We start from the raw sequence: 26,777 nt of genomic DNA on the forward strand, positions 1-26,777 counted from the left end.
GAGCGCATCGCCAATAAACTGGTATTACCAGCTTGAAAAGCATCGACAAACGGGCAGGGACCCGCAAAAATCTTCGCCAATATGCGCTTTGGACAGGGATTGCCAAGCTGTCCGCAAGGAGACACCGCATGACCTATGCTTACGATGAACGAATCGACGGCCCACTCGTCGATCAAGATAAAGCCAAGATCGTCCGCGAGCTGCGATCGCTGTCGCCCGGTCTTCAGCTTTTGCACGAGAAAGAAGACCTCCGTCCGTTCGAATGCGACGGACTGTCTGCGTATCGCATTACGCCGATGCTCGTTGCCTTGCCCGGCACGGTCGACGAAGTGCAGACGCTGCTCGCCTATGCGTCGGCGAATCGCATCCCGGTCGTGGCGCGCGGCGCGGGCACCGGCCTCTCAGGTGGCGCCCTGCCGCTCGAGAAAGGCATTCTGCTCGTGATGGCGCGCTTCAACCGCATTCTCGAACTCGAGCCGGAAGCGTCCATCGCGCGGGTGGAGCCCGGCGTGCGCAACCTCGCGATATCGCAGGCGGCGGCACCGCACGGCCTTTACTACGCACCCGATCCATCGTCGCAGATCGCCTGCTCGATTGGCGGCAACGTCGCGGAGAACGCAGGCGGCATCCACTGCCTCAAATACGGGCTCACGGTCCACAACATCCTGAAAGTGGATATCCTGACGATCGATGGTGAACGCGTGACGCTCGGGTCCGAAGCGCTCGATTCGCCGGGATTCGACCTGCTCGCGCTCATTACCGGATCAGAAGGCATGCTCGGTGTGGTCGTCGAAGTCACGGTCAAGCTGCTTGCGAAGCCTCAGAGCGCCAAGGTGCTGCTCGGCAGTTTCGACGACGTCGAGCGCGCCGGCGACGCAGTTGCGCAGATCATCGGAGCGGGTGTGATTCCAGGCGGCCTCGAGATGATGGACAACCTCGCCATCCGGGCGGCCGAGGACTTCATCCACGCTGGCTATCCGGTCGATGCCGAAGCGCTCTTGCTTTGCGAATTAGATGGTGCGGAGTCGGACGTGCAGGAAGACTGCGAGCGCGTTGAAACGCTCCTGCGAGCCGCGGGTGCGACCGATATTCGCCTCGCCGCGAACGAAGCGGAACGGCAGCGGTTGTGGGCGGGCCGCAAGAACGCGTTTCCGGCTGTGGGCCGCATTTCTCCGGACTATTACTGCATGGACGGCACGATTCCGCGCCGGGAATTGTCGCGTGTACTGCGCGGCATCGCGGCGCTCTCGCAAGAGTACGGTCTGCGCGTGGCGAATGTATTCCACGCGGGCGACGGCAACATGCATCCGCTGATTCTGTTCGATGCTAACGCGCCCGGCGAAACGGAACGCGCGGAAGCCGTCGGCGCGCGCATCCTTGAGCTCTGTGTTGAAGTGGGCGGCAGCATCACGGGCGAGCATGGCGTCGGACGCGAAAAGATCAATCAAATGTGCGCGCAGTTCAACGCCGACGAACTGAGCTTCTTCCACGCGGTCAAGGCGGCATTCGATCCCGCCGGCCTGCTCAATCCCGGCAAGAACGTGCCAACACTACATCGCTGCGCCGAATTCGGTTCGATGCACGTCCATCACGGCGCACTGCCCTTTCCCGAACTGGAGCGTTTCTGATGCGGCGCGATTCAATCACCCACGACGATAGCGTGCGTCTCGTCGAAGAAGTGCAGGCCGCAATCGCGTCCAGACAACCGCTTCTCATTCGTGGCGCGTCGAGCAAGGCGTTTCTGGGCCGGCCGGCCGCGCCAGGCTCGCGAGAGATCGACACGCGTTCGCACCGCGGCATCGTCAGCTATGACCCGAGCGAGCTCGTGATCACCGCGCGTGCGGGAACGCCGCTCGCCGAACTCAACGCCGTACTGGACGACGCCAATCAGATGTTGCCCTGTGAGCCGGCGAGTTATGGCGGCCAGGCGACGGCAGGCGGCGCGGTTGCCGCCGGCCTCGCGGGACCGCGTCGTCCGTGGTGCGGTTCCGTGCGCGACTTCGTCCTGGGCTGCCGGGTCATTACGGGCGAAGGCAAGCATCTGCGTTTCGGCGGTCAAGTCATGAAGAATGTCGCGGGCTTCGATGTTTCGCGGCTGATGAGCAGCAGCTTCGGCTGTCTTGGACTCATCACGGAGATTTCATTGAAGGTGCTGCCGAAGGCGCGCGCATCCGCGAGTCTTGCGATCGCGATGGAAGCAAGCGACGCGATGCGCGAACTGTCGGCGTGGCGCCGCGCCGCGCTGCCCTTGAGCGGGGCGTGCTTCATCGACGGTGCGCTGCATGTGCGGCTCGAAGGCGGCACGGGACTGGTTCGATCCGCCGTGGATCGCATTGGCGGCAAGGAACTCGATCCGCGCTTCTGGGACGACCTGCGCGATCAGCGGCTTGCGTTCTTCGACGATCCTCGCCCGCTATGGCGTCTGTCGTTGCCTAACGCGGCGCCGCTGGTCGAACTGCCGGGTGCCGTGCTGCTCGACTGGGCCGGCGCTCAACGCTGGCTCAAGAGCGATGCGAGCGCAGCCGACATCCGCGCGATCGCAACCGCGGCCGGCGGTCATGCCACCTGCTTCACTCCGCGCAGCGATGTCGAGCCGTTTCATCCGATTCCTTCGCCATTGATGCGCCTGCATCAACAACTGAAAGTGCGCCTCGATCCACACGGCATCTTCAATCCGGGCCGGATGTACGCAGACTATTGAACATCGAGCGCCGGAGACTTCCACACCATGCAAACGAAACTCAGCAATCAGGCTCTCTCACTTCCGCGCGCGAAAGAAGCGGAGGACATTCTTCGCACGTGTGTGCACTGCGGCTTCTGCAACGCGACTTGTCCGACGTATCAACTACTGGGCAATGAACTGGATGGCCCGCGCGGACGCATCTATCTGATCAAGCAGATGCTCGAAGGCGAGCTTGTCAGCGACAAAACGCAACTGCACCTCGATCGCTGCCTCACCTGCCGCAACTGCGAGACGACGTGTCCGTCGGGGGTGAAGTATCACTCGTTGCTCGATATCGGCCGCGATATGCTAGACCGGAGCGTCGAGCGTCCCTTCGCGCAACGCGTGATGCGTACCGGGCTGCGTAAGGTCATTCCGCGCCCGCGCACGTTCGGCGCCATGCTCAAAGCGGGTCAACTCCTGCGCGGCGCATTGCCGTCGAACATCGCCGACAAGATTCCGCACAAGGTCATCAGCGCGGGGACGCGCCCGCCGGTACGGCACAAGCGCCGCATGCTGATGCTCGAAGGCTGCGCACAACGCTCGCTCTCGCCGAATACCAATGCCGCGACCGCGCGCGTGCTCGATCGTCTGGGCGTCAGCATCGACGCAGTGTCGGAGGTGGGTTGCTGCGGCGCCGTCGACTATCACCTCGATGCGCAGAACGCGGGCCTCGACCGCGCCCGGCGCAACATCGACGCGTGGTGGCCGAAGGTCGAAGCTGGCGCGGAAGCCATCATTCAAACGGCGAGCGGCTGCGGCGCGTTCGTCAAGGAGTATGGTCATCTTCTGCGCGACAACCCCGCCTATGCCGAGAAGGCCCGGCACGTGAGCGAACTGGCGTGTGACATTGGCGAAGCGCTCGCGCGCCTGCCCATCGAACGTCTGCCGGTCAAACCGGACCAGCGGGTCGCCTTCCACTGCCCTTGCACGCTTCAGCATGCGCAGAAACTCGGCGGGTCCATCGAAGGCCTGCTTACCCGACTCGGATTTACCCTCACGGGCGTGCCCGACGCGCATCTGTGCTGCGGATCAGCGGGAACGTATGCATTCACGCAGCCCGAGCTTTCCCGCAAGCTTCGCGACAACAAGCTCGATGCGCTCGAAAGCGGCAAGCCCGATGTCATCGCGACCGCGAACATCGGGTGTCAGACCCATCTCGGCGGTGCGGGCCGGACCGCGGTACGTCACTGGATCGAGATTGTCGACGAGGCCATCGCGTGAACGCCGAATCACCTTATTGACCAACATAGCGAGAGACTGGAGACAATCAACTGGTTGCGGGTTTTCGACGGCTATGGAGTTTGTCTGCACGCCGCGCCCGGACTGGATTTCAGGTCCGAGTAGCCAGATCGGCTAAAGTCCAGATTTCTGGACTCAGCGAATGACCCGAAGCCCATGCTGGCAAGAGATTCCAACAAGATTGCGCCTGGAGCAGTTCGAGCAATTTGTCTGGCCGCATCTGAGCCTGGGCCGTCGCGGACCTCGCCCCACGCTGGCCTTGCACAAGATCTTCAACTACATCCTGCAGGCGCTGTACATGGGTTGTCAATGGAAGATGCTGCCGATCGACAGGAATGCAGAAGGTCGCCCTGAAATCCACTATACGCGCATCTACCGCACGTTTCGTCGCTCGCAGGCCGATGGTTGTATCGATGCCATCTTTTCGGGCTCGGTGCAGCAGCTTCATCAGGACCAGCTGCTTGACCTTTCGGTCATCCACGGCGACGGTACCACGACGGCGGCGAAGAAAGGCGGCGACAATCTCGGGTATAGCGGCACAAGCATCTGAAGGGCGACAAGGTGGTGGCCTTGTGCGATCGCAACTGCAACCTCATTGCTCCATTCATCAGCGCTCCCGGCAACCGCAACGAATCACCGCTGTTGCGCGACGCGCTGCCAAGCCTCACCGCCATGGCCCGCGCCATTGGCGCGGGCCTGCACGGTTCAATCGTCAGCCTGGATGGCGTCTACGACTGCAGGGCCAACCGCAAGGCGATCTTCAATCGCGGCATGACCCCGAACATCCCCGAGAATCCGCGCGGACGCAAAACACCGAAGCGAGGCCAAGCAGCGCTATGATCCGGCCATCTTCGAGGAGCGTTTCAGGACCATTGAGCGGGTATTCGCCTGGGAGGACACCCATTAGCGGGCCCGTGTCAAGTGAGTAATCGATATCCCCGGCTGCCTGGGTAGCCGTTTTTCGGATTCAATACCCGAATACAGGTGGCCGAACGCGCCCGTGACTTCAATGCTGGCTGCGACGAATCGCGCCAGACACCCATCTGGATCAAGCAATCGGCGGTACAACCGGTGCCTTTCGCCCTGGCGGCCATGCCGCCCCGGAAGAACATTGGTACCGCAACGCGTCCAGGGAATCCGTACAAATTCGAGGGCTGCCCCATCAGGGCGCCAATCCGTCGATGCTCGCGTCGCAGGCGATCCGCCTTGACTGCATTCGGGGACGGCGGCACGGCATCCCATTCAAATTCCTGGGCTGGAACCCAATCCTCCCACGGGGCTTGCCGGTCGCCGTCGAAAGGATCACGTGAAGCAGCGCGTCACATCAAACGGTTTGTTCTCCTTCAGAATATGGAAGCATGCACGCGCCAGCTTGTGCGCCAACGCCTTGCGTGCGACGATCGGGTTGGTACGGGCTTTCTTGCGTTCATAAAAACGCCTGGCCTCAGCGCAATAGCGCTGGGCGAAATTGGCTGCTTCCACGAACGCCCAGCACAGGTACCGGTTGCCGTTACGGATGTTGCCTTCGCTTTTCTTCTTGCCGTTGCTGGTGTGGCAGCTGCCCACGCAGCGGGCATAGGAGGCGAAGTTACCGACGTTTGCGAAACGCTCAATGGAGCCGGTTTCCAGCGGGATGACCGTTGCCAGGATCTGGCCGATGCCGGGCACGCTGGTAAGCAGTGCATACTCGGCGCGCGGCCGAACTTTGTCGGCCAGCCGCTTTTCCAGCACTTCGATCTGGGTGGAAAGCGTCGAGACGACGGCCAGGTTGGCCTGTATGGCGAGCGCGACCTCGGCCGGCAGTCCCATCTGCTCGATGGATTCGGCCGTCAGCCGCAGGACCTGACTACTGGATATGCGCATGCCGTGATGCCGAGCCGTGAGGTTCTCGATCGCAAGCATGTGGCTGGTGCGGCTGCGGACCAGCTGCATGCGCTTGCGGGCGAGATCACGCACGCTGCGCGCTTCGAGCGGCAGGATCGTCCCGGTGGGGAGGATGCCCAGTCTCAGCAGCCGGGCCAGGTAACGGGCATCCGTCTCGTCGCCACTGTGCTTGAGCCCGTCATACTGCCTGATGGCCGTTGTGTGGGCCAGATGGACCGTGAAGCCTGATGCCTGCAGCCCGTCAACCAGCCAGTACCAGTTGAACGTTGACTCGACGACCACGCCCGCGAGCGTTTCTTGCCACGGGGCAAGAAACGCGAGAATCTTCGGGAGCTCGTTGGGAAGGCGCTTTTCTGCCACGATCCGGTCCGTTTCATCGATCACCGTGACCACGCTGTTGTTCGAGTGCAGATCAATGCCGCTATAGTTCATGATGAGCCTCCTTCCGGTTAAAGCGGTTCGCAAACTCACTTTAACCCCGCCGCCCGAGAGGGCGGCGGTGGGAGGCCCGCTAGATGATTTTCAAGTTCCGCCGTCTGCTGCTGCGCTTTGAGCGCATCAGTGACGTTCACTATGCGTTCAAGACGCTTGCCTATACGATGATCAACCTGCGCCACTACTGCTGAACCAGCGCGTGGCTCGCACTTCACTGACGGCGCCATGCGCCATGATCGCTCACGCCTGTTGCGTTCGCATTCCTGATCATAATGTACATTCGATATCGAGATGCCTGTCGCTTTTCACAACGATGTGCCTGGCTTCGCACGATCAGCAACGGCCATCGTAGTTCTACCGTTCGCAATGGACGGAAACCCGCAACCAGTTGTCTCACATGGCTTGTATTCCTGCCCTCGAGCTAGTAATGACCAGATCGTCCGGGCTATCTTGTTTGCCAGTGCGACTGCTGTGATGTTCGTTCCGCGTCGGCCTTGCATCTCAATGTTCCATTTTGAGAGGACATCGCTGTGTCTGCCGGCCTGCTGAACAACAGCTCTCGCGCCATGTACCAGCAGCATGCGTAGGTACCTTTGAATCCACGCTGCGCCAAGACGTCGTTCTTCTTCATCGTCACGTATTTCGGAACAATTCCCGGATTGCGGCGCTCAACCTCATCAAGGGCGTCGCGATGATCCAAGAGCGCGGTCACCTGTTCGACTACGTTCCACGCTAAGAGCACCTCGAACACCTTAGGGATGAGCGGCGTCGTTCCCGCTTGATCACGTCCGCCTTTCAGGCCAACTGCCGGTTTGTCGGGCCAAGGATAGCTGTTCATCGGCGTGCTCGTGAACTGACTTAGCTCATAGATTCGCTCGACAATTCGGCGCTTTTTGAGATGCTGCAGCTTCGACGTAGGTCGTGCCTGTGAACCGGATACATCTCCTTTCATCTTCCCTCGCTGCTTCGGCACACGACGATGTTGAAGATAGGTCGAGCAAACTAGCGGCGTGACCTCGTTCAATCTTCTGAGTCCCAGGCCAGCAACGTATTGGAGAAAATCGTTTGCGCCATTGAAGAACTTCACCAGGGTAGCTGCCTTGGGTCGCTTCCGCCCCGCGCAACCGCGGCGAAGGTACCGATAGACAATGGCCTTGGCTGCGTCCTCAAACGCCGCGGGTACGGTCTTGAAGTCTATCTTGCTTCTAGACCGTGATGTGCGCGTCGTAGCTCCGACTGGTCACCAGACAGGATCGCCGTATAGCTCTCGATTGAGGGCACCCCATTCGTTTGACTGATGAAGACCATCGGGCGATTCCTGCTCGCGGGCGCGAGATATTCCGCCAAGGTGATATGACTTCTCGTGTCAATATGATCGGTTCTGTGTTTTCGATGTTTGAATTTCCTGAGGGCGACGTAGCAGTAAATCTCGACGGTGGATCAAGCTGATATCCGCGGATTGGCTACCGCATTACAGATGTCCGCCCAATGAGCCTTCCGCTACCTACCACCGCAATTCGGATGAGATCCGTTGCCTACCCTGGTCGCGGGTTACTCGTGTGCCGGGCTACGCCGCCTTCAGGAAACTCCTGCACGTGTCGTTACGGTGGATGCAGACGCAGGGCATTGCTGTACATCACGGCATCTGTGTCTCGCGCGGTATGGCCAGCGACAAGGAGAGCCGGCAGATGTCCCAGATGAATCCGCTGAGTTCACGGGCAACTGCGACTACGGCGATATTCTTCTGCTTGCCGCGCGCGACGAGTTTGCGATAGCGTCGGCACAAGCGCACCTGTGCGTCCCAGGCTCGATCTACAATCGGTTTAGGCAGACCTTCGTGACGACGCTGAATATCGGGGCTCACACGCGCAGGGTGGCGATAGCTCCATGCGGCTTCAACTAGCAGCTTTCTTGCATAACTGTTGCCGCTTTTAGTGATGCTGCCCTGACGACGCTTGCCGCCCGATGAGTGCTCGGACGGCGTCACCCCGAGCCACGCCATCAACTGGCGTGGGTGCACGAAGCGTGAGAGATCGCCCAGCTCGGCGAGCATGCCCACTGCCGTGGTGAACTGGACACCGCGCATTGCCTGCAGGCCCAGGACGGCGGGATAGAAGCGCCAGTTGACGACTGCCTCACGCAGCGCGGACTCCAGCCGGTCACATTGGGCGAGCCGGTCTTCGATCGCGCGACGTAGCTCTTCAAACGCAAACTGCTGCCACGCACTGTCGAAGCTGTATGCGCTCAGCCAGCGTCGGTGCGCCGGCCCCCAGCCGGCAGAGCCGGTGTAGCGCACGCCGTGCGACAGCAGAAAGGCTTTTACCCGTTGCCGTGCACGCTTGAGGTCGTCCTTGGCAATCACCCATGCGCGGGCCAGATCCCGGAATGCTTCATCGTCGATGCTGGGGACGTATACGGCCGACAGGTCGCCGGCACGCAGCGATCGGACGAGCTTGACGGCATCACGTCTGTCAGTCTTGATGTGCTCACCTGGCTTGCGGGGAATCAGCGAGGGCGCGCAGACCATGCACTGGAATTCTTTCTGGACAAGCTGCCGGTAAAGCCCATATCCGCACGGACCGGCTTCGTAGACGATGCTGACGCATCGCGCTTTAGATTGCAGTCTCTTGCACAACCGTTCCACGTCGGCCTGCGTAGTACCGATCTTGCCGAGCAGTTCAACCTCGCCCGAACCAATGGCATAGGCGACCGTGATCGAATCCTTATGAACATCAAGACCCACGTAAAGAGTGCTATCGTGCTCCATGCTGGCCTCCGCGTCGGAAATCGCCGGGTGCGGCACGTCCGCACCGTGCGGCTCTGACAGCAATGCTAACCCGCGTTTGATTCCGTTGCGGCAGGCCAGCCTCTGTCCCGCAGGAAGTCATACTGCCTACCAGCGAAAAGTTCCTAACACCGTCTAGTCTCCATAGGCACGAAAACATAGCCATGTCCGCGCACGGTCTGGATATACCGCGGCACGGCTGGATCGGGTTCTAACAGCTTGCGCAAGCGAACCACTGCGGCATCCACGGCCCGCAAGGAGACCGTGTCTTCGCGCGAGTGGGACACAGCAATCAGACGCTCCCGTGACACCGAGATACCGGCATTTGTGGCTAGCTCAGCAAGCATCGCGTATTCAACTGTATTGAGAATACGAACGTTGTTGCCTTGGCGCAGACTTCGCGCCGCAACGTCGAAAACGTACTCGCCAATCGGTATGAAAGCAGTTGAATCGCGTGGCGCTCCGGGACTGAAGGCGGCGCGCCGCAAAACGGCTTTCACTCGTGCGAGAAGCTCTCGCGCCGGGTACGGTGTGCTCAAGCAGTCGTCCGCGCCCATCTCCAGCCCGACCACGCGTTCAATCTCCTCGCAACGCGCCATCACCAAGATGATGGGAATTCGATCGCCCGCTGCGCGTAAGTTACGACAAGCACGAAGTCCCGACATCTTCGGTGACCCCACGTCGAGCACGATCAGGTCGGGGCGCACTCGGTGAATGCGACGAAGCATTTCGTCTGCGGTGGCCATCGGCGTGACAACGAGTCCATGTTTCTCCAGGTAGCTACAAAGCATGTCCCTTTGCACAACCTCGTCCTCCACGACGAAGAGGTGATAGGGACGCACGTTATCTATAAATTCAACGTCTTTCATTGATTCTTTATGCAGTCGTGGCCAACGGTCCTGTGCGCCTCCTGAATGACACGGCAGCTGGCAGAGCCTGCTCGCAGTCTGCTGCCCTCGGAGCGAAACAATGCGCCGGAAGGTGCACGATATACTCCTCTGCGCCGGCCGCAACCCGCAGGCACCCGACCGGCGACGGTCGACATTAAGGCGGAAACCGGACGGGGGCGACGAAAAGGAATCCATGGTGTCGCGGAGATTTCAGCCATCGTAGACGCGCCATAGGTTCAACGCGGTTTGGCAGCGTTAAGCTGGGTAAAAATTTGGGGATCAAGTCGCGCCCCAAAACGGCGAGTACCTCAGTCGTGCCCTGCGTACGCCTTTTCGACCATGACCTCGACCTCACCGAGATGTTGCCTTTGGACGTGGGATGAACCAAGTTAGCGTCTCGTGTGGGAGTGCAGTCGATCGAGCTGCGCGTTGCACGCGGTATTCGCGTCGGCGCATGCGTCGGATTCTGAGATACCACCTGATCGTGCTACCACCGGCCGCGTCGGGCGACGACGCGTACGCATTCGCCTGTGTCGGAAAGCGGATGTCCGCATGAGGCTGATCGAAGCGAATGAGACTCTGCGGCAGCATCCGAAGCTCGTATTGATGATGCGGCGGCGAACACGGGAAGTCGATTGACGTCACCGGCACTCGCTGCCCGGTTAGCCACGACCGCAGCGCATAAGTCGACAGCAGAAAGATTTGATACGTCAGGATCGAGCAGGTTGAGGCGGGATCGCGCTGGCGAAACCGCAGATGCAACTCCGCCCTTTCCCCCGTACGCTGCATCGAAAACTGGACGACGACGGGGGCACCAGCTTCCATCTGCGCTCTGAGTGTGTCCGGCGTTCGCGCTTCATGGCATCGGCGACTCCACCAACGAGTGCGGCGACGCGGGCCAGCTAGCAGTCTTTCGGCTCAGTCACGATGACGTTACCGAATACGCACACGCCAGCCTGGACGCCCTTCCCAGCACGGCTTTCAACGTTGCGATCTCAGCGTAACTGAACTGTTCAGTGTATTTATATTAACGTGGACGTCTCCAATAACGGTACTGTACCGTATCGCAACGAGGACAAGAGGCGGGAGATAGATAACGATGACGATGCGCGACCAACAGCTTCTAGCTCATCCATACGGCAATTGCGTCCCGATCGAGGTATCCCAAAAAAATGAAACAGTCACCGCCACCCCCCCCCGCGCCGTCGCCGGCTTCCGTCGCAGAAGCGCGCGAGCAACGCGGCTCGCGCCCGACTGCTCGACGCCGCGCTGCGGCTCACGGCTGAAAAAAATATGGAAGGAATGGAAGGCGTTGCGAGCAACGAAATCACCGGGGACGCCGACGTCGGCTTCGGTTCGTGGCGGTTAAAACTCAATCCCCGGCCAAAGCCTTGAGGCTAGCAATCAACTCGCGCTCCTTGTCGTCCAGAGCTTCGCTGTGGAACATCGAAAGATCGTGAAGCGCTCGCGACACGGCTTTGATCGAGTGCGGTGCCGACGGTAAAATCGGCCACGAATGGAGCAGATAGCTGAGTGGCGTGATCGCGCGGCGTTCGCACCAGCGATCAAAGAGCGCGATGCAGAGGTCATCGGCCTCCTTTCGCAAGCAGGAATCGTCGTTCCCGCTGCTGCTGCGAACGTCTGCCCCGACAAGCTTGTATGTGCCGGCATAGTTGCGGTGGCGGTGTTGTTCCATTTCCATCCCGCTGATTAGCACGTCGATTCCTGTATCATTTTAGTCCGCCAGAGCTGGGGCATGACACCGCGTACTGATGCCCCGGCCGCCCGGACGTGACGATCGGCGGACTTTTGAGACGGACAAAGGCGGTTTGCCGTTCTGCGCGGCGTGAACATCTCTTCCTTCGACTCGAAGTAGTTGCACAGCGTGGCCTTGGATACGCTAGCCCGTGCCGCAATCTCCGACATCGATGCCTGCCCGAACCCCAATTCGCTGCACACCTCAAGTGCGGCATCGACTTCAGTACCGCCACGGCGCCCTGGCGTTACAAGGCAATTCTGGCCGGGCGCTGATACGACCTGCGGCTGCCAATCGCATCGATACGAAGACAACCAGCTGCACAAAATTGAAATGAGAAGAACGTTCCTGGTACTGTTCGCGCTCCTTTCCAGCACATCGGTGCTTGCGCAAAGCGATCTGCCTCAGCGATTGCCTCGCAGAAGCCAGCGTCCGCCAGACAACCCTCCACGAACCAGTTTTCACAGGGTGGGCCGCAGCTTCCGCAACCTCCACAGCTTCCGCGGCTTCAAACCAGCTCCCGCGCAAGTCCCGACCCGGCTTCCGAAACAACCCGTATGGCTGCGCAACCGACGCAGCCATACCCGAGAGACCCGCGATTGTCGCGCTACTCCGATTCTGTTCGTCGCGGTAGGCGTGCCCCGCCATCCGGGCATGATCCGGAGTAGTCGTCCACTGGCCCGTTCATCGTGACGATTGGCTGCGGAACAGGCTCACATACCCATGTCAGGCCTTGCAAGCGGCGGATTTCGCCGACGGGGTGTGGGCTGGCCCGCCCACCTGGCGACACGGTGACGGTTCGCCTGCTGTCTCACACGGTTCACGACCGCCCAGGCGCCTGTCTATGCTGTGTCAGTCCTGTCCGTCGGTCCATATGCGGCGAGGAAAACATCGACCGCTCTTTGAACAACTTTGGCGATGTTGCGGGAACTGGTATCCGCCGGCGCGCCAACCAGGCACAGCTCCAGCAATTCCGCATCATATAGCCCGTGCAGATGCGCGGTCGCGACCTCTGCGTTACAGATGCGGAGCTCCCCGCCGTCAATCGCTTGCTGCAGGAAGTCAGTCACCACTTGCCAGGCGAGCTTCGGCCCACGGTCGTGAAACAGGGCGCCGACGTTCGACCGGCCGCCTTCCTGATGCGCGAGACGGCGCACCGCCAGTACCTGTGGCTTTAGCGTCGCGGCGAGATAGTGTTTGCCGAATTTCAGCAGTGTCTCGCGAATCGGCAGCGAGGCCTTGAGTACCTCCGTCGCCACCTTGGCTTCCACCGCGGCGGCCAACATGACGTCCGCGAACATCACTTCCTTCGACTCGAAATAGCTGTAGAGCGTAGCTTTTGATCCGCCTGCCCGCGCGGCGATTTCCGACATTGATGCCCGTTCGAACCCCACTTCGCAGAACACCTGGAACGCGGCGTCAACGATCGCCTGCCGTTTTTCTTCTGTCTTCACTCTCATTTTCAATGCCCTCCTTTTTCTGTCTGCAAGCCCGATCAGCGACATGGCCGGCGGCGACGCCCTTGGCCGGCCTTATTTCAATGTTGTCATCCTACCATACCTGAACCGTACAGTTTGTTATTGTTGACATCGCCGACTTGGATAACTAGACTGTTCAGTATTGTAAAAGGGAGCAAGGGAGGAGGGATGATGCAAGAGAGCACCGACGTTGCGATGCAGCACAAACGAGTGAGGCTGGCCGTCGCGTTCGCGTTCGCGTTCGCGGTGAGCGCCTGCGCGCAACTGCCCGACATGCCGCAGAAGCCGGTAGCGAAAGACATCAGCAGATATGAGACGGCGCACAGTCTCAGCGCGGACGGCGGCAAGCAGGGCAGCACGGCGTCTGCATGGCCCACTGATCAGTGGTGGCTCAGCTACAACGATCCGCAACTGAACGCGCTGATTGGGGAAGCGCTCCAGGATGAGCCGACGCTGGCGGCCGCTCAGGCGCGGCTGCATAACGCCGAGGCGTCGGCGCAGGCGGCTGGCGCGGCGCTGCTTCCCGAAGTCAGCGCGGACGGCTCGGTCCAGAAGAAAAAGCAGAGCTACAACAACGGTATTCCCTCAGATTTCGTTCCCCACGGGTGGCGCCCCTACGGCAGCGCCGAGCTCAACTTCAGCTACGAGATCGACTTCTGGGGCAAGAATCGCGCGGCGCTGGCCGCCGCTACGTCTGAGCTCGACGCCGCGCGCGCCGATGCGGCACAGGCCCGCATGGTTCTCTCCGCGTCGATCGCCGCAGCCTATGCCGACCTGGCGCGTCTGTTCGCCGAGCGCGACAGTGCGCAGGCGGCATTGCAGGTCCGCACGCAATCCGCGCAGCTGTTCTGGGAGCGTTTCGCGAACGGTCTGGAAACGCAGGCCGGTGTAAAGCAGGCCGAGTCGAAGCAACAAAGCGCGCAGGCCGACCTTCTCGCGCTTGATGAATCGATTGCACTCGAGCGCAACCAGATCGCCGCGCTGATGGGCGCCGGGCCCGACCGCGGCCTGCGCATCGCACCGCCGGCCGTCGATCTGACGCAGCCTGCCGGGATGCCCGCCAACCTTGGACTCGGCCTGCTTGGCCGCCGTCCGGACGTGGTGATTGCACGCCTGCGTGTAGAGGCGGCGGCGAAGCGGATCGACGTCGCGCGAGCCGGGTTCTATCCGGACATCACGCTCGGCGCGTCGGTCGGCTTCCAGTCGCTTGGCCTGAACATGCTGACGAACGCGGCTTCGCTGGCCGGCAACTTCGGTCCGGCGATCACGCTGCCCATCTTCAATGGCGGACGTTTGCGCGGCGAACTGCGCGGCGCGCGGGCGACTTACGACGAGGCGGTCGCGAACTACGACGAAACGCTGACAAAGGCGCTGCACGACGTGGCCGACGTTGCCGCAAGCGAACGCGCGCTGGCGGACCGGCTGCAAGCGACGCAGGCCGCCTACGACGACGCTGCCCAGGCGCACCAGGTCGCGCTCGATCGCTATCGCGCCGGCCTTGCCGGTTATCTCGAAGTGCTGAACGCCGCCGACACGATGACTTCGGCGCAGCGCCAGCTCGCCGATATCCGGTCGCGCACCTTCTCGCTCGATGTCGCGCTCGTGCGCGCACTCGGCGGCGGATATCAGGCCAGCACGCCGGCCGCGACCGACGCAACCCATCCCAACAAGCAAAGCTGATTTCAAGGACTCTGATCATGTCTGAAACCCAATTCATCAAAACCAGCGAGTCGCTGATGCCGGACTCCCCCGCTTCCGCTGCTCACGCTGCTCCCGCCGGTACCGGTGCCGCGGCCGCCACTCCCCCTTCGAACCGCAAGAAGCTGTTCGCGCTGCTCGGCGGCGCCATTCTCGTCGCCGGTCTCGCCTACGCAAGCTACTGGCACTTCATCGCGTCGCACCACGTGTCGACCGATAACGCCTATACCGCAGCCGAAGTCGCGTCGATCACGCCGGCGGTGAGCGGGATCGTCAGGAGCGTTCCGGTCGTGAATACGCAGCAGGTACATAAGGGCGACGTATTGGTGGTCATCGATGACACCGACGCAAAGATTGCGCTCGCGCAGGCTGAGGCCGATGTGGGTCGCGCCGAACGCAAAGTTCGCGGCTATGTCGCCACAGATACCCAGCTGAGCGCGCAGGTCAGTGCGCGCGCAGCCGACCAGACCCGGATGGCCGCGCAGATCGCGTCGGCCCAGGCCGACTTTGACCGCGCGGCGATCGACCTGCAGCGCCGTGAAGTGCTGAGCCACACCGGGAGCGTATCCGGTGAAGAGCTGAGCAACGCGCGCGCTGCGTTTGCCACCGCGAGGGCGGCGCTCGACGCAGCCCGCGCTGCGGCCTTGCAGGCGAAGGCAAGCCGCGACGCCGCAGTCGGCTCGCTCGAAGCGAACAAGGTACTGATTGCGGACACGACGGTCGAAACCAATCCGGAGGTCCTGCTCGCACGTGCCAAGCGCGATCAGGCACGCGTCGATCTCGAGCGCACCGTGCTGCGCGCGCCGGTCGACGGTGTCGTCGCGAGCCGCCAGGTTCAGGTGGGGCAGCGCGTTCAGACCGGCACGGCGTTGATGTCGGTCGTGCCGATCGAATCCGTCTACGTCGACGCCAATTTCAAGGAGACGCAGCTCGGCAAGGTGCGCATCGGTCAACCGGTGGAACTGGAGTCGGACCTGTACGGCAGCAAGGTCGTCTATCACGGCAAGGTCACGGGCCTGGCCGGCGGTTCAGGCTCGGCGTTCGCGATGATTCCCGCGCAGAACGCGACCGGCAACTGGATCAAGGTCGTGCAGCGCCTGCCTGTGCGCGTCAGGATCGATCCGGCCGAGCTTCGCACGCACCCGCTCGGCATCAACCTGTCGATGGAAGCGACGGTCGACACGCGCGGCGGCAACGACGCGCCCGCTCACTAAGGATCCGCCGCCATGTCTTCCAGTCAGGTCAATGACATCGCATTGCCGCCGCTGTCCGGCTCCATGCTGATTCTCGCGGCGGTGATGATCGCCGCCGCCAACTTTGTCGCGGTGCTGGACAGCACCATTGCGAATGTGTCCGTAGCGACCATTTCTGGTGCACTTGGCTCCTCGACCAGCCAGGGCACATACGTCATCACGTCCTATGCGGTGGCCGAAGCGATCACGGTTCCGCTGACCGGCTGGCTCGCGAGTCGCTTCGGAACGGTACGCGTGTTCATCGCGGCGTTAGTCATGTTCGGACTGGGTTCGGCACTGTGCGGGATGGCGACGTCGCTCGGCACGCTGGTGCTGTTCCGTGTGTTCCAGGGGCTCGCGGGCGGCCCGCTCATGCCGCTCTCGCAAACCCTGCTGCTGCGCATTTTTCCGAAGGAGAAGACCGCCGCGGCGCTCGGCCTGTGGAGCATGACGACCCTGCTGGCGCCGGTGATGGGGCCCGTGCTGGGCGGTGTCATCTGCGACGACTACCACTGGTCCTACATCTTCTTCATCAACGTGCCGGTGTCGTTAATCTGCGCATACGCCGGATGGATGCTGCTCAAGCGCTATGAATCCGAGAAGATACGGATGCGGATCGACACGGGTGGACTCGTGCTACTGGTCATCTGGGTCTCGGCGCTGCAGATCATGATCGATGAGGGCAAGGACCAGGACTGGTTCAGCTCGCTCGAAATTCGCGTCCTCGCGGTGACTGCGGTGATCGGCTTCGTGGCCTTCCTCATCTGGGAGCTGACCGAGCGTAACCCCATCGTCGATCTACGGGTGTTCCGCCATCGTGGCTTTGGTGCGAGCGTGGTCACGATGACGCTGGCGTTCGGTGCGTACTTCGGCGCCACCGTCCTCACGCCACTGTGGCTGCAGAACAACATGGGGTACACGGCCACGTGGGCCGGGTATGCCACGGCCACGACGGGCATCTTCGCGGTCGTGTCCGCGCCGCTTGCTGCCAAATTGTCAACGAAGTTCGATGGACGCTGGCTCGTGTTTGCCGGCGTAATGTGGCTCGGCTCGGTGACACTGTTCCGCACCCATGCGAATTCGGATATGGACTTCTGGCAGGTGGCTTTGCCGCTGTTGCTGCAAGGCGTCGGCCTGCCGTTCTTCTTCGTGCCGACGACGAGCCTCGGCCTGAGCAGTGTCGACGAGCCCGAAACAGCTTCGGCGGCGGGACTGATGAGCTTCTGCCGGACCTTCGGCGGAGCGATTGCCACGTCGGTCGTCAACACGTTGTGGGAGAACAAGACCAAGTACAACCGCGCGGAGTTGTCCGGCCTCGTCGATCAGGCTGGCCACTATGCGGCCTCGCTAATGGGCTCAGGCTGGAGTGGACATCAGGCACAGGCGCAGATCAGCACCGTGGTCGAGTCGCAAGCGGTGATGCTCGCCACCAACCAGCTGTTCTTCAGCATCGCGTGCTGCTTCGTCATCGGAGCACTTGCGATCTGGATTGCGCCCAAACCGACGCGTGTCGCGGATACGTCGCAGGCGCATTGAGCACGGCGAGGGGGCGCGCGCGTGCGCCCCCCCGCTGATTGAATGGCGACACTGATGATCCCTGCCCGATACGCCGCAATCTTTTTTGCGCTGCCACTTGTGGGCCACCCGAACACCACTCTCAACCATGCCCCCAACTCCCTATCAGCGCCAAGCCCTCGTCTGGAGCGCCATTGCCGCTGCCCTCGGTATCCTTCTATGGATCTTGCGACCGGTTCTCACGCCATTCCTGCTCGGTGCGCTCGTCGCGGACATATTGCAGGCGGGCGTCGAGTGGCTGGTGCGCCAGCGTGTGCCGCGTACGGTGGCCGTGCTCCTGATGATGCTCCTGTTTGCATCGCTCCTGACGCTACTGCCGCTACTTGCGTTCGCCGTGATCCACAAGGAAGGGCCCGAACTCGCGAAAAACATTCCCGTCTTCATCGCAGGCCTGAACGCGTGGCTGCAACCAAAGCTGGCACTGCTGGGCGTCAGCTACTCACTCGACCTGCCTGGAGTCCGCCACCTGCTGACGGGCGACACAGTCGGCGACGGCCAGACCGTCATACTCGCCGCCTGGCGGTACGTGCGTACAGGCAGCAACGTCGTGCCGCCCGTGGTGAGTAACGTCGTACTCGTGCCGCTTGTCCTTTTCTATCAGCTTTACGACCGGCACCAGACATTCGCGCGGATGGAAAGCTTTGTGCCGCGGCGCTGGGTCGGCAAGGTCCGTGGACTCGTGACCAGGAGCGACCACATGCTGTCGCAATACTTACGCGGCCAGTTGCTCGTGATGGGCGTGCTGGCCGTGTTCTACCCGATCGCGTTGACGCTGGCCGGCCTCGACATCGCGCTGCCCATCGGGCTCTTCACCGGCTTGGCGGTGTTCATCCCCTACGTGGGTTTCGCCGTGGGACTCGCCCTTGCCCTTCTTGCCGCACTTCGGCAGTTTGGCGGCTGGTACGGCATCGGCGCAGTCGCAGCGTGTACGGAGTTGGGCAGGTTCTCGAAAGTTCTTTTCTTGTTCCCAGACTCGTGGGTAACCGCATCGGTCTACACCCGCTCGCGGTCATCTTCGCTCTGCTTGCGTTTGGCCAGCTTTTTGGCTTCTTTGGCGTGCTGCTCGCGCTGCCAGTGAGTGCGATCCTTGCAGCGGTGCTGGGCGACCTGCGGCGCCGCTACGTGGCCAGTGCGCTGTAAAAGGATTGACCGCCGTTTGCCCCGGATGTCGATCTGCCGCCCGGACAATGCGGGCGGCAGCCGGATGATCAGTGCGTGGTTTGTGCGGCGTGGGTCGGCCCGTATGCGGCCATGAACACGTCGACCGCTCTCTGGACGACCTTCGCGATGTTGCGGGGGCTGGTATCGACCGGCACGCCAAACAGGCAGAGTTCCATCAACTCAGCTTCATAGAGCGTGCGCAGATGCGCTGTCGCGATGGCTGCGTGACAACTGCGCAACTGCCCGGCGTCAATCAATTGCTGCAGGAAGACAGCCACCGATTGCCAGCCGAGCTTCGGCCTGCGCTCATAAAACAGGGCACCGACATTCGACCGGCCGCCTTCACGATGCGCGAGACGGCGCACCGCGAGCAGTTGCGGTTTTAGCACCGCAACCAGATAGTGCGTGCCGAAACGCGCCAGCGCATCGCGAACCGGCATGGAGGCCTTAAGCAGTACGAACGTCGCTCCGACTGCCTCCTGCGCGGCGGCGGTCATGAGCTCAATGAACATCTCTTCCTTGGATTCGAAGTAGCTGTAGAGCGTGGCTTTCGACCCGCCTGCCCGCGCCGCAATCTCCGACATCGACGCCTGCTCGGACCCCACCTCGCTGAACACCTCAAACGCGGCGTCAACAATCGCCTGCCGCTTTGCCTCCGTTTTCCCCCTCTTCTTCGGGCTCTCCTTTTGTTTATGAGATCGAGCGACGACGCCGCCGGCGGCAACGCACCTGACTGATCTTCCATTTCCAGTTTGGACTCTATCATAACTGAACTGTTTGGTCTATTTTCGTTGACGGCAACAGCATGCTTCTCTATACTGTACTGTATGGTTTGATAATGCAGATTGATCATGGACACCGAATAGTTATGGACCATCTCGAAACGCTGCGGACTTTTTGCACCGTCGCCGAAATGCAGAGCTTCACGCACGCCGCAAATAAGCTCGGCGTCTCGACGTCAATCGTCTCGCGCGCGATCACGGGGCTCGAAACCAGGCTCGGTGTACGTCTTTTTCAGCGCACGACCCGACACCTCGCACTCACTGAAGCCGGGGACGAGTTTCACGCCGGCTGCTCGCGCGTGGTTGCTGAACTGGACCAGCTCGAAGCCGGTACCGGGCAGCGCGCACGGGAGCCTGCGGGGGTACTGCGGCTCGTCGCCCACACCACCGCGGCGCTGATCGAGCTGCCACCGCTGATCGCCGGGTTCCGTGCCCGGTATCCAGCCGTGCAGCTCGAATTGACGCTGGCGGAACGGCCAGTTGATCTGATCAGGGAAGCCTTCGATCTCGGCATCGTGCTGCCGTACATGCTGACCAGCGAACTTACGATCACCCGTGCGTTGTGCCGCCTGCCCCTCGCCGTGGTGGGCTCGCCCAGCTACCTGCAGGGGCGCCAGCTGCCGCAAAGGCCCAGCGATCTCGCCGCATTCCGCTTCGTCACAATTCTCGCCTCGATCGGCGAACCACGACTGCGGTTCCGGCGCGATGGCGAACAGATTGCCGTGCCACTGGAACACGACGTGTCGACCAACAACGCCGCGTTGAACAAGGAACTGGTGATGAGCGGTGCTGGTCTCGGCGTGTTGCCGCTGACGATGCTCGGCAAGGAGCTGGACGATGGCCGGCTGGTACAGCTGCTGCCCGCCTTCGAGCTCATGAGCGGGGACGCCGAACTCCGGCTCGCATACCGGGACCGGAGCCTGATGACGGCGAAGGTCCGGGCGTTCATCGACTATGCGACGTCGCACTTCGACGCGCGCGCTGCTCGGTTGGGCCACGCGCAACAGCAGCGAACGGTGGCCGGCGGCAGCGGCAGGCCGTCCTGATCGCCAGATGCTCATGCAAACCTTCCCTGGTCTCGTCGTCTGCGAGCATTGTGACAGCGTGTACCGCCGCCGCGCGCTGGCCACGCGCGGGGTGGCGCGCTGCGGGCAATGTTCGGCCGTCCTGTATCGCGCAAGCCAGCTCGATGTCGTACTACACGCTGGTATCACCGGCAGCACGGCCCACTTCGGACCAGCCAGCCGCTCCGTTCGCGATCGACGTGCTGCGAGTGGGCGTTCCCGCCCAGCTCGACCAGCAGGCACTCGTCGTACGGCAGGGCGACAGCGGCGTTGCCGTACTCGACGAAGAGCGCTGGGCCGCACCGCTGGGCGATGAACTGCGCGCCGCACTATCTACCGAACTGGTGCGCCGCCTGGGCACGCAGGACATGACCGGGCTCACCGGGCCGATCAATCAACCGGTGCTGGCCATCAGGCTGCAGATCCGGCGCCTCGACGCCTGGCCGGGGCACGCGGTACAACTCGACGCTGACTGGAGTCTCGGTTTCGCGCAGGACCCCAACGGTGCCCGCCTGACCTGCCATACGCAGCTGCAGGAGGCGGCGCCGGGTGGTTACGCGGAGCTGGTGCGCGCGCAGCAACTCGCCATTGCGAGCCTGGCCGGCCGCATCGCGGACGATGCGCGAGGCTGGGCGCAGTCGCGCCAGCATGGCTGCACGCAACACGCCTGAGTCATCAGACCCATACACAATTACGTGCCCTTGCCGGTTCGACCATCATGCGCAAACTGCCGGACTTCGTCTTTCGTCTCGTCCTGCTGGCGTTATTCAGCCTGATTCCCCCGACAGTATGGGCAGCCACTCCATCGGATCTCATCGCAATTGCGCCTCTCGCACCGCCTGGCGATGACACCAGGAGCCTGACCATTCTGGGGCACCTGCAGACTCAGCAGGACCAGATCAAGCAGCGGGCATCGACGGCGACAAGCGACGCGCAATTCGTCGAGTTGCAGACAGCGATCCAGCAACTTTCAGCTCGGGTGGACAACTTTCTGGCCACGTCATTGGTTCCCGGGCGCGCGAAATTGCAGGCCCAGCTTGACGTGCTCGGTCCTGCGCCGGCTCCGGGCACCAGTGTCGAGACGCCCGCGGTCGCGGAGCAGCGGGTCGCTATTGCGGCACAGCGGGCGCGGCTCGACGCCGAATTCGGGCAGGTGGAAACCATCAGGGAGAACCTGCCAAACCTGACTACCCAGATTGGCCGGTTGCAGCATGACTATTTGAAAAACCAGCTCGCCTTTCGCTCCGGCAGCATTCTGGGCCGTGCGTTCTGGGCCCCGCTCTTACAGACCGAACCGACCGACCGTGACCGGCTGAAGGCATTCAATTCGCTGCTTACCGGTCAACTGCAGTCGGCGTGGCAACCGGGCGAGCGACTCACGATCGTACTGATGCTGCTGCTCGCGCTCGGAGCAGCGACGGCAGGCGCCCACCTGCTCGAACGGGCACTGCTATGGTTCTGCCTGCACCGCCTTCCTGAAGGCCGTTTGCGACGCAGCGCGATCGCGCTGTCGACCACGCTCACCAGCGTGGCGGCCGCTGCATGCGCAGTCCGGCTCATCTATCTTGCCCTGACTCATCAGCAGCCACTAAACGCCAACCTGCAGGATTTCGCCAGCGAACTGATTACGCTCGCTCTGACCTGCGCCATGATCGCGGGACTGGGCAGGGCGCTGCTGTGCCGTGACCGACCCTTGTGGCGCCTGACGGTCATGGCCGATCCGGTGGCGCGCGCCATTCAGCCATTCCCCAGGATACTTGCCGCGCTGCTCATGCTCTCCGGCACGGTAGAGCAGTTCAACAGAACAGTCGATACCAGTGTGCAGATGACGCTGCTCGGACGCGGGATGGTGTCACTGGTGGTAGCACTGACCATCGGCGCTGCCCTGCTACGGGCGAACCGCGTACGTAATGCGCTGGCCGCCGCAGGAGAAACGCCGGAGGCCCGCTCGACCGTCGCGGGGTTGATCCATGCCGGTGTCGCCATTGCCGTCGTGGGCTCGCTGCTTTCGCTGCTGACCGGCTACGTTACGGTTGCACGATTCCTGACCTATGAGCTCGTCTGGTTTGACCTCGTCCTGTGCAGCTTCTACCTGCTGAGCAGGCTCACCCAGGACGTCTGCGAAAACCTGTTTTCGGCACACCACACCAGCGGCAAAACCATCAAGCAGCTATTCGGGCTGGACGACATTCACCTCGAACAGGCTTCGACGGTGATGTCCGCGGTGGGCCGCAGCCTGCTGCTGGCGATCGCGGTCATCGCGCTGCTGACCGGCGGCTTCGGCACCACGCCCGCCGGCCTGGCTAGCAGCATCCTTGAGATCGTCGGCGGCAACTGGCTGCGCGGGCTGCACATCGTCCCCGGACACATTGTCAACGCAGTTCTCACGCTGGGTGTTGGCCTGTACCTGCTCCGGTCCGTGCGCAAATGGCTAGATCAGGAGTTGCTCCCGAAAACCGGTATGAGCGCCGGCATGCGAGCCACCCTCCTCGCGCTATTCGTCAACACGGGCCGGGTGCTTATCACGCTGCTGACGCTGTCCATACTGGGTGTGCGGTGGACGAGCCTCGCATGGATCGTCAGCGCGCTGTCGGTTGGCATCGGCTTCGGGCTTCAGGAAATCGTCAAGAATTTCATCTCCGGGCTGATCCTGCTGACCGAGCGCCCGGTCAAGGTCGGGGATATCATCAGCATTGCGGGCGTCGAGGGCGACATCCGCCGCATCAACGTTCGCGCAACCGAAATTCAGCTCGCCGACCGGTCCACGGTTATCGTCCCGAATTCCCACCTCATCTCGCAAAACGTGCGCAACGTGACGATGGGAAACCGGACCCAGGGTGTCGCGACTCTCACGCTTACCTTCCCGTTGAACACCGATCCTGAACAGGTGCGCGATCTTCTGCTCGCCGCCTACCGGGCGCACCCGTCGATGCTGGACCATCCGGCCCCAACGGTCGTGTTCAGTGAGCTCTCTGCCGACGGCATCACATTGAACGTCACCGGCTATGTTCGCAGCCCAAGAATAGTAGGCGATACGAGGAGCGACCTGCTGTTCGACATTCTCAAGCGGTTGCGTGCGGCGGCCATTACGTTGGCGACCCCGCAGACTGTAGTTATTCGAGACCTGCGGGAAGCTGACACTTTTGTCCATGACCTCTCTCCTGACCGGAAAGGCGGAGTCAGCACCGGAGGCGCACATGTGAACATATAGGTAGAAAGATCCTCGCGGCTACACGTGGACAAGGAGCCAGTCGGCGCTAGGGCCGAGGGTACAGCCGCGAAGTTGCTGACGCCGTGGTTGCCGCCTCCGAACATCCACAGCTGTTGCAGATCGCTAATTCTGCTAACGGTGCCCATAAGCGCGCTAGTGCCGTCCGTTAATTGTGCTAGCGTGGCTCTTTTATCGGAACGCGAACACCCCGCCCTGAACGACTAACTAGGCGCAGGATGACACTTCTGCTGTCGACATCCACATACTCACTTCATTAGGTATCCGACGTAAATCAGAAAATCCCACACCGGATGGCATTTTTGTTTTCATCAATGGATCTGTACTCCCGAGCATCAAATACATTACCGTAGTTTCGCTTGCTATCGCCTGTAACTCGCGTTTCTGTCGCATCGATCGGCAGCCACATTATGAGGACACGCCGAACGCGCTAGCAGAAGCAACGAACATCCTGATGCTCACCCGTTGCCAGTACGCAACGGGGTGACGAACTGGCAATCTTGCCTCGTCGCCGTACCTGCCCTTTCATCAGTCTCCTGTTACCGAGGTCTGGGGACCGTCGGCCGACCAACGCTGCTCGAGTTCCGCGCGGGTCCGTTCGAGCTCGGCGACGATCAGGGTTTCATCGGGAAGCACCGTCTGGTATTCGGCGGCAAGTATCTTGTTCGGCAGGTTGTCGAGCGCGTATCGCGCCTCGGCCGCACCTTTCTGGGCACACAAGATCAGCCCCGACCGGCGGATTTTCCCCAGGCTTGACCCAGTGTTCGCGCGCGTAGTTCAAATAGAGATGCATCTGGCCGGCATCCGCCTAGCTGAATTTGCCCACCTTCAGGTCGATGATCACCAGACATCGCAGGCGCCGATGGAAGAACACCAGATCGACACGGAACCAGGTGTCGTTGATCCTCAGACGCCGCTGCCGGCCGACCAACGTGAAGTCGTCGCCAAGCTCGAGCAGGAAGTCCGTGAGGCGTTGGATCAGCGCCGCTTCGAGGTCCGAGTCCGAATACTCATCCTTGAGATCAAGAAACTCGGGGACAAACGGATCGCGAATCGCCTCCTCCGCCGTCAGCACCTCACGCGGCTCGGCATCAGCTGCTTTCCTGAGCAGGGCTGCCTTGTTTCGCGACAGTGCGAGCCGTTCATAGAGCTGGCTGCCGATCTGCCGGTCGAGCTGCCGCACGGACCAGCCTTCGCGCAGCCCCTCGGTTTCATAGAACTTGCGTGCGTCGGCCGTTCTCACGGAGGGCAGACGAACGTACGCGGACCACGGTAGCGGAAATGCCCGTGCGATGGCGCCGAAGTTGAGTCCGTTCGCCGCGGCGAGACTGGAAACCGATTGCCCGCAGAAAGCGCAGACAGCGTCTGCACAATCCGGTCAGCGGGCCACGCCAGGTAGAACGCCCGCATCTGGGCGAGGTTCCGGCCGCCGAAGCCACGACCGAGCCTCACCGACAGATCCGCCCCCAGCCGTCGGATCAACGCCTCGCCGTAGCTGGCGCGCTCGACCCCGCCCTGCTCGAACTCGACAATGCGCCGCCCGACCGCCCAGTAGCTTGCGGTCATGATCGCATTGACACTACGCGCCGCTGCTATACGCGTCGCCGCAATGACGTCCGCGATATCCTGCTGGAGATCCGCGTACGCGACCGGCTCGACCCCGTCTTGCGTCATGAGCCTTCACCGCATTCCCGAAGGCCTTAGCGGCGGTGACAACGGCGGCTATGGCGGTGAAGCTGTCGCCGCTGCCGGCGGCCACCACGTCGCCGAGTTTCTGCTTGTTCATATAGAGTGCCTGAAATGCGGGATCACACTGGCACCCTACCGCATCGTCCGCGCCACTGGCAATCCGCGTCATGCGTGTGTCGCGGAGACGCAGCCATGCCCGGGTCGGTGAGCGCGAAATCCAAACGGGAGAGGCCCGCTTGAGGAGTCGCCGCATCTAACGACAGCACTTGCGACGATTGATAACTTTCCGCAGGTCGCAACACGCCCTCTGTCGCACGATCATCTACGTCTCAGTAGTGTTGTAAGAAGCGGCGCCTGCAACGTGGACGCTATGAGCGCGGACGACCGATGACCCCGGGGGAATTGATTCGCCCGGTCAGGCGCCGTTCACTGCATCCTTGAACGCCTTGCCGGCCGTGAACTTGACGGTCTTGGCGGCGGCAATCTGGATTTCCGCACCGGTGGCGGGATTCCGCCCCTTCCGCGCGGCACGTTCACCTGTGGAAAACGATCCGAAGCCGATCAGCTGCACCGTGTCGCCCTTCGTGACAGCCGTTGTGATGGTGCTGAGCAGCGCGTCGAGCGTTTCAGCGGCCAGCGCCTTGCTGGTGCCGGCTTTTTGCGGCGAAGGCGTCGACGAGGTCCTGCTTGCTCATGGTGATGTCCTTTAGGTTCGGTTGGAATGCCGCACCCTACCCGATTCTCGCACCGGTGCGCATCCGGCTCCGGAGAGGCGCCAACGGGCTGGCCGTCATTCAGCCAACCTTGCCCAGCGGTGGCATGGCCGTGAAAGGTCACCCTTTGTGGGGTGGCCCGGTATCCCGCGGTGCCAGCGATGGGATCGCTCATCGACGATCACGAACGGCGCACGCCCACCACCCGTCCCCGCAATGCAGCCGTCACACGCTTGCGCGCCGGAATCCGTTGGCCCGGGATGCAATATCGCCAATTGGAGCGACGGGATCTCCTTCCACTCCCTCCCTTCCTGCTGACGGCGCGTCGGCGACCGGCGTCCTCGCCCAACTTCGGGCGTGGCCCGCCGTCACGCTCGCCGTGCCATCACGCGCCGCAGTTCGCGTGCCGAACGCGCTTTAGGCGGCTCCCCACGGCGCCCCC

The 26,777-nt window shown here is 62.1% G+C and carries 20 protein-coding genes and 4 pseudogenes; 13 read left to right on the forward strand and 11 right to left on the reverse strand.

The features are described from left to right. Positions 1-128 precede the first annotated feature (128 nt). From glcD to OKW45_RS25190, 5 genes are all read left to right on the forward strand, one after another. Positions 129-1,628 carry a glycolate oxidase subunit GlcD gene (glcD, locus tag OKW45_RS25170; protein ID WP_018418468.1) on the forward strand — a complete coding sequence of 500 codons (1,500 nt, stop codon included), beginning with the start codon at positions 129-131 and terminating at the stop codon, positions 1,626-1,628. After that, positions 1,628-2,701: a glycolate oxidase subunit GlcE gene (gene glcE / locus OKW45_RS25175; protein ID WP_429471768.1), complete on the forward strand. Its 1,074-nt coding sequence runs from the start codon at positions 1,628-1,630 to the stop codon at positions 2,699-2,701. The genes glcD and glcE overlap by 1 nt, the downstream gene beginning before the upstream one ends. Before the next feature lie 27 nt (positions 2,702-2,728). Beyond that, on the forward strand, positions 2,729-3,946 hold the full coding sequence (glcF, locus tag OKW45_RS25180) for a glycolate oxidase subunit GlcF (RefSeq protein WP_018418470.1): 1,218 nt from the start codon (positions 2,729-2,731) through the stop codon (positions 3,944-3,946). Positions 3,947-4,106: 160 nt separating this feature from the next. Then, the gene (locus OKW45_RS25185) at positions 4,107-4,514 is read left to right on the forward strand and encodes a transposase (RefSeq protein WP_429471770.1); all 408 of its coding nucleotides are present in this window, start codon (positions 4,107-4,109) and stop codon (positions 4,512-4,514) included. A 20-nt stretch (positions 4,515-4,534) separates the two neighbouring features. Further along, positions 4,535-4,804, forward strand: coding sequence for a hypothetical protein (locus tag OKW45_RS25190; RefSeq protein ID WP_429471772.1), 270 nt, complete (start codon positions 4,535-4,537; stop codon positions 4,802-4,804). A gap of 462 nt (positions 4,805-5,266) precedes the next feature. Here OKW45_RS25190 and OKW45_RS25195 read toward each other — a convergent pair whose 3' ends face one another. The 5 genes from OKW45_RS25195 to OKW45_RS25215 form a co-directional block, all read right to left on the reverse strand. Continuing rightward, positions 5,267-6,280: an IS110 family RNA-guided transposase gene (locus OKW45_RS25195; RefSeq protein ID WP_018418471.1), complete on the reverse strand. Its 1,014-nt coding sequence runs from the start codon at positions 6,278-6,280 to the stop codon at positions 5,267-5,269. A gap of 448 nt (positions 6,281-6,728) precedes the next feature. Further along, positions 6,729-7,370: a hypothetical protein gene (locus OKW45_RS25200; RefSeq protein ID WP_162633901.1), complete on the reverse strand. Its 642-nt coding sequence runs from the start codon at positions 7,368-7,370 to the stop codon at positions 6,729-6,731. Positions 7,371-7,919: 549 nt separating this feature from the next. Continuing rightward, a complete protein-coding gene (locus tag OKW45_RS25205; protein ID WP_429410196.1) occupies positions 7,920-9,050 on the reverse strand; it encodes an IS110 family RNA-guided transposase in 1,131 nt (376 codons plus the stop codon). Positions 9,051-9,193: 143 nt separating this feature from the next. Further along, positions 9,194-9,937, reverse strand: a complete 744-nt coding sequence (locus OKW45_RS25210; RefSeq protein ID WP_018418474.1) for a response regulator — start codon at positions 9,935-9,937, stop codon at positions 9,194-9,196. A 372-nt stretch (positions 9,938-10,309) separates the two neighbouring features. Then, the gene (locus OKW45_RS25215) at positions 10,310-10,783 is read right to left on the reverse strand and encodes an AraC family transcriptional regulator ligand-binding domain-containing protein (protein WP_084753976.1); all 474 of its coding nucleotides are present in this window, start codon (positions 10,781-10,783) and stop codon (positions 10,310-10,312) included. Positions 10,784-11,200: 417 nt separating this feature from the next. On the opposite strand from OKW45_RS25215, the pseudogene OKW45_RS25220 reads away from it, so the two are divergent. Then, positions 11,201-11,320, forward strand: a pseudogene (locus OKW45_RS25220) (TetR/AcrR family transcriptional regulator); the annotation flags it as partial. Positions 11,321-11,330: 10 nt separating this feature from the next. Here OKW45_RS25220 and OKW45_RS25225 read toward each other — a convergent pair. The 3 genes from OKW45_RS25225 to OKW45_RS25235 form a co-directional block, all read right to left on the reverse strand. After that, the gene (locus tag OKW45_RS25225; RefSeq protein ID WP_113061880.1) at positions 11,331-11,654 is read right to left on the reverse strand and encodes a hypothetical protein; all 324 of its coding nucleotides are present in this window, start codon (positions 11,652-11,654) and stop codon (positions 11,331-11,333) included. A gap of 14 nt (positions 11,655-11,668) precedes the next feature. Then, entirely contained in the window at positions 11,669-12,091 is a 423-nt protein-coding gene (locus OKW45_RS25230; protein ID WP_084753978.1) for a TetR/AcrR family transcriptional regulator, read from the reverse strand. 465 nt (positions 12,092-12,556) lie between these two features. Further along, on the reverse strand, positions 12,557-13,174 hold the full coding sequence (locus OKW45_RS25235) for a TetR/AcrR family transcriptional regulator (RefSeq protein ID WP_018418476.1): 618 nt from the start codon (positions 13,172-13,174) through the stop codon (positions 12,557-12,559). 186 nt (positions 13,175-13,360) lie between these two features. Here OKW45_RS25235 and OKW45_RS25240 point away from each other — a divergent pair, with 186 nt between their 5' ends. The 4 genes and pseudogenes from OKW45_RS25240 (at position 13,361) to OKW45_RS25255 (ending at position 18,837) form a co-directional block, all read left to right on the forward strand. After that, entirely contained in the window at positions 13,361-14,872 is a 1,512-nt protein-coding gene (locus tag OKW45_RS25240; protein WP_429471775.1) for an efflux transporter outer membrane subunit, read from the forward strand. A gap of 56 nt (positions 14,873-14,928) precedes the next feature. Beyond that, positions 14,929-16,104 (forward strand): HlyD family secretion protein, encoded by a 1,176-nt coding sequence (locus OKW45_RS25245; RefSeq protein ID WP_429473353.1) that lies wholly within the window; start codon positions 14,929-14,931, stop codon positions 16,102-16,104. Positions 16,105-16,116: 12 nt separating this feature from the next. Continuing rightward, the gene (locus tag OKW45_RS25250) at positions 16,117-17,658 is read left to right on the forward strand and encodes a DHA2 family efflux MFS transporter permease subunit (protein ID WP_429471778.1); all 1,542 of its coding nucleotides are present in this window, start codon (positions 16,117-16,119) and stop codon (positions 17,656-17,658) included. Between the two features lie 127 nt (positions 17,659-17,785). Further along, positions 17,786-18,837, forward strand: a pseudogene (locus OKW45_RS25255) (AI-2E family transporter). A 68-nt stretch (positions 18,838-18,905) separates the two neighbouring features. Here the strand turns inward: OKW45_RS25255 and OKW45_RS25260 are convergent. Next, positions 18,906-19,496 (reverse strand): TetR/AcrR family transcriptional regulator, encoded by a 591-nt coding sequence (locus OKW45_RS25260; RefSeq protein WP_429473354.1) that lies wholly within the window; start codon positions 19,494-19,496, stop codon positions 18,906-18,908. A 230-nt stretch (positions 19,497-19,726) separates the two neighbouring features. Between OKW45_RS25260 and OKW45_RS25265 the strand changes: the two genes are divergently transcribed. The 3 genes from OKW45_RS25265 to OKW45_RS25275 all read left to right on the forward strand — a co-directional run bounded on the left by OKW45_RS25265 (position 19,727) and on the right by OKW45_RS25275 (position 23,915). Continuing rightward, entirely contained in the window at positions 19,727-20,686 is a 960-nt protein-coding gene (locus tag OKW45_RS25265) for a LysR family transcriptional regulator (protein WP_429471780.1), read from the forward strand. A gap of 143 nt (positions 20,687-20,829) precedes the next feature. Next, complete coding sequence (locus OKW45_RS25270) at positions 20,830-21,375, forward strand: PqiC family protein (RefSeq protein WP_429471781.1); 546 nt, start codon at positions 20,830-20,832, stop codon at positions 21,373-21,375. A gap of 47 nt (positions 21,376-21,422) precedes the next feature. After that, entirely contained in the window at positions 21,423-23,915 is a 2,493-nt protein-coding gene (locus OKW45_RS25275) for a DUF3772 domain-containing protein (protein ID WP_429471783.1), read from the forward strand. A 546-nt stretch (positions 23,916-24,461) separates the two neighbouring features. Here the strand turns inward: OKW45_RS25275 and OKW45_RS25280 are convergent. Both OKW45_RS25280 and OKW45_RS25285 read right to left on the reverse strand, forming a co-directional pair. Then, a pseudogene (locus OKW45_RS25280) lies at positions 24,462-25,499 on the reverse strand (PDDEXK nuclease domain-containing protein). Positions 25,500-26,037: 538 nt separating this feature from the next. Beyond that, positions 26,038-26,317: pseudogene (locus OKW45_RS25285) on the reverse strand (HU family DNA-binding protein). Positions 26,318-26,777 lie beyond the last annotated feature (460 nt).

This window comes from Paraburkholderia lebeckiae (genome assembly GCF_050436225.1).
Taxonomy (GTDB): Bacteria; Pseudomonadota; Gammaproteobacteria; order Burkholderiales; family Burkholderiaceae; genus Paraburkholderia; species Paraburkholderia tuberum.

Bases quoted from the DNA above. Each gene is read 5' to 3' on its own strand.
- glcD (WP_018418468.1), top strand. From the start codon at position 129: ATGACCTATGCTTACGATGAACGAATCGACGGCCCACTCGTCGATCAA.
- glcE (WP_429471768.1), top strand. From the start codon at position 1,628: ATGCGGCGCGATTCAATCACCCACGACGATAGCGTGCGTCTCGTCGAA.
- glcF (WP_018418470.1), top strand. From the start codon at position 2,729: ATGCAAACGAAACTCAGCAATCAGGCTCTCTCACTTCCGCGCGCGAAA.
- OKW45_RS25185 (WP_429471770.1), top strand. From the start codon at position 4,107: ATGACCCGAAGCCCATGCTGGCAAGAGATTCCAACAAGATTGCGCCTG.
- OKW45_RS25195 (WP_018418471.1), bottom strand. From the start codon at position 6,280: ATGAACTATAGCGGCATTGATCTGCACTCGAACAACAGCGTGGTCACG.
- OKW45_RS25205 (WP_429410196.1), bottom strand. From the start codon at position 9,050: ATGGAGCACGATAGCACTCTTTACGTGGGTCTTGATGTTCATAAGGAT.
- OKW45_RS25210 (WP_018418474.1), bottom strand. From the start codon at position 9,937: ATGAAAGACGTTGAATTTATAGATAACGTGCGTCCCTATCACCTCTTC.
- OKW45_RS25215 (WP_084753976.1), bottom strand. From the start codon at position 10,783: ATGGAAGCTGGTGCCCCCGTCGTCGTCCAGTTTTCGATGCAGCGTACG.
- OKW45_RS25225 (WP_113061880.1), bottom strand. From the start codon at position 11,654: ATGGAACAACACCGCCACCGCAACTATGCCGGCACATACAAGCTTGTC.
- OKW45_RS25235 (WP_018418476.1), bottom strand. From the start codon at position 13,174: ATGAGAGTGAAGACAGAAGAAAAACGGCAGGCGATCGTTGACGCCGCG.
- OKW45_RS25240 (WP_429471775.1), top strand. From the start codon at position 13,361: ATGATGCAAGAGAGCACCGACGTTGCGATGCAGCACAAACGAGTGAGG.
- OKW45_RS25245 (WP_429473353.1), top strand. From the start codon at position 14,929: ATGCCGGACTCCCCCGCTTCCGCTGCTCACGCTGCTCCCGCCGGTACC.
- OKW45_RS25250 (WP_429471778.1), top strand. From the start codon at position 16,117: ATGTCTTCCAGTCAGGTCAATGACATCGCATTGCCGCCGCTGTCCGGC.
- OKW45_RS25265 (WP_429471780.1), top strand. From the start codon at position 19,727: ATGGACCATCTCGAAACGCTGCGGACTTTTTGCACCGTCGCCGAAATG.
- OKW45_RS25270 (WP_429471781.1), top strand. From the start codon at position 20,830: ATGTCGTACTACACGCTGGTATCACCGGCAGCACGGCCCACTTCGGAC.
- OKW45_RS25275 (WP_429471783.1), top strand. From the start codon at position 21,423: ATGCGCAAACTGCCGGACTTCGTCTTTCGTCTCGTCCTGCTGGCGTTA.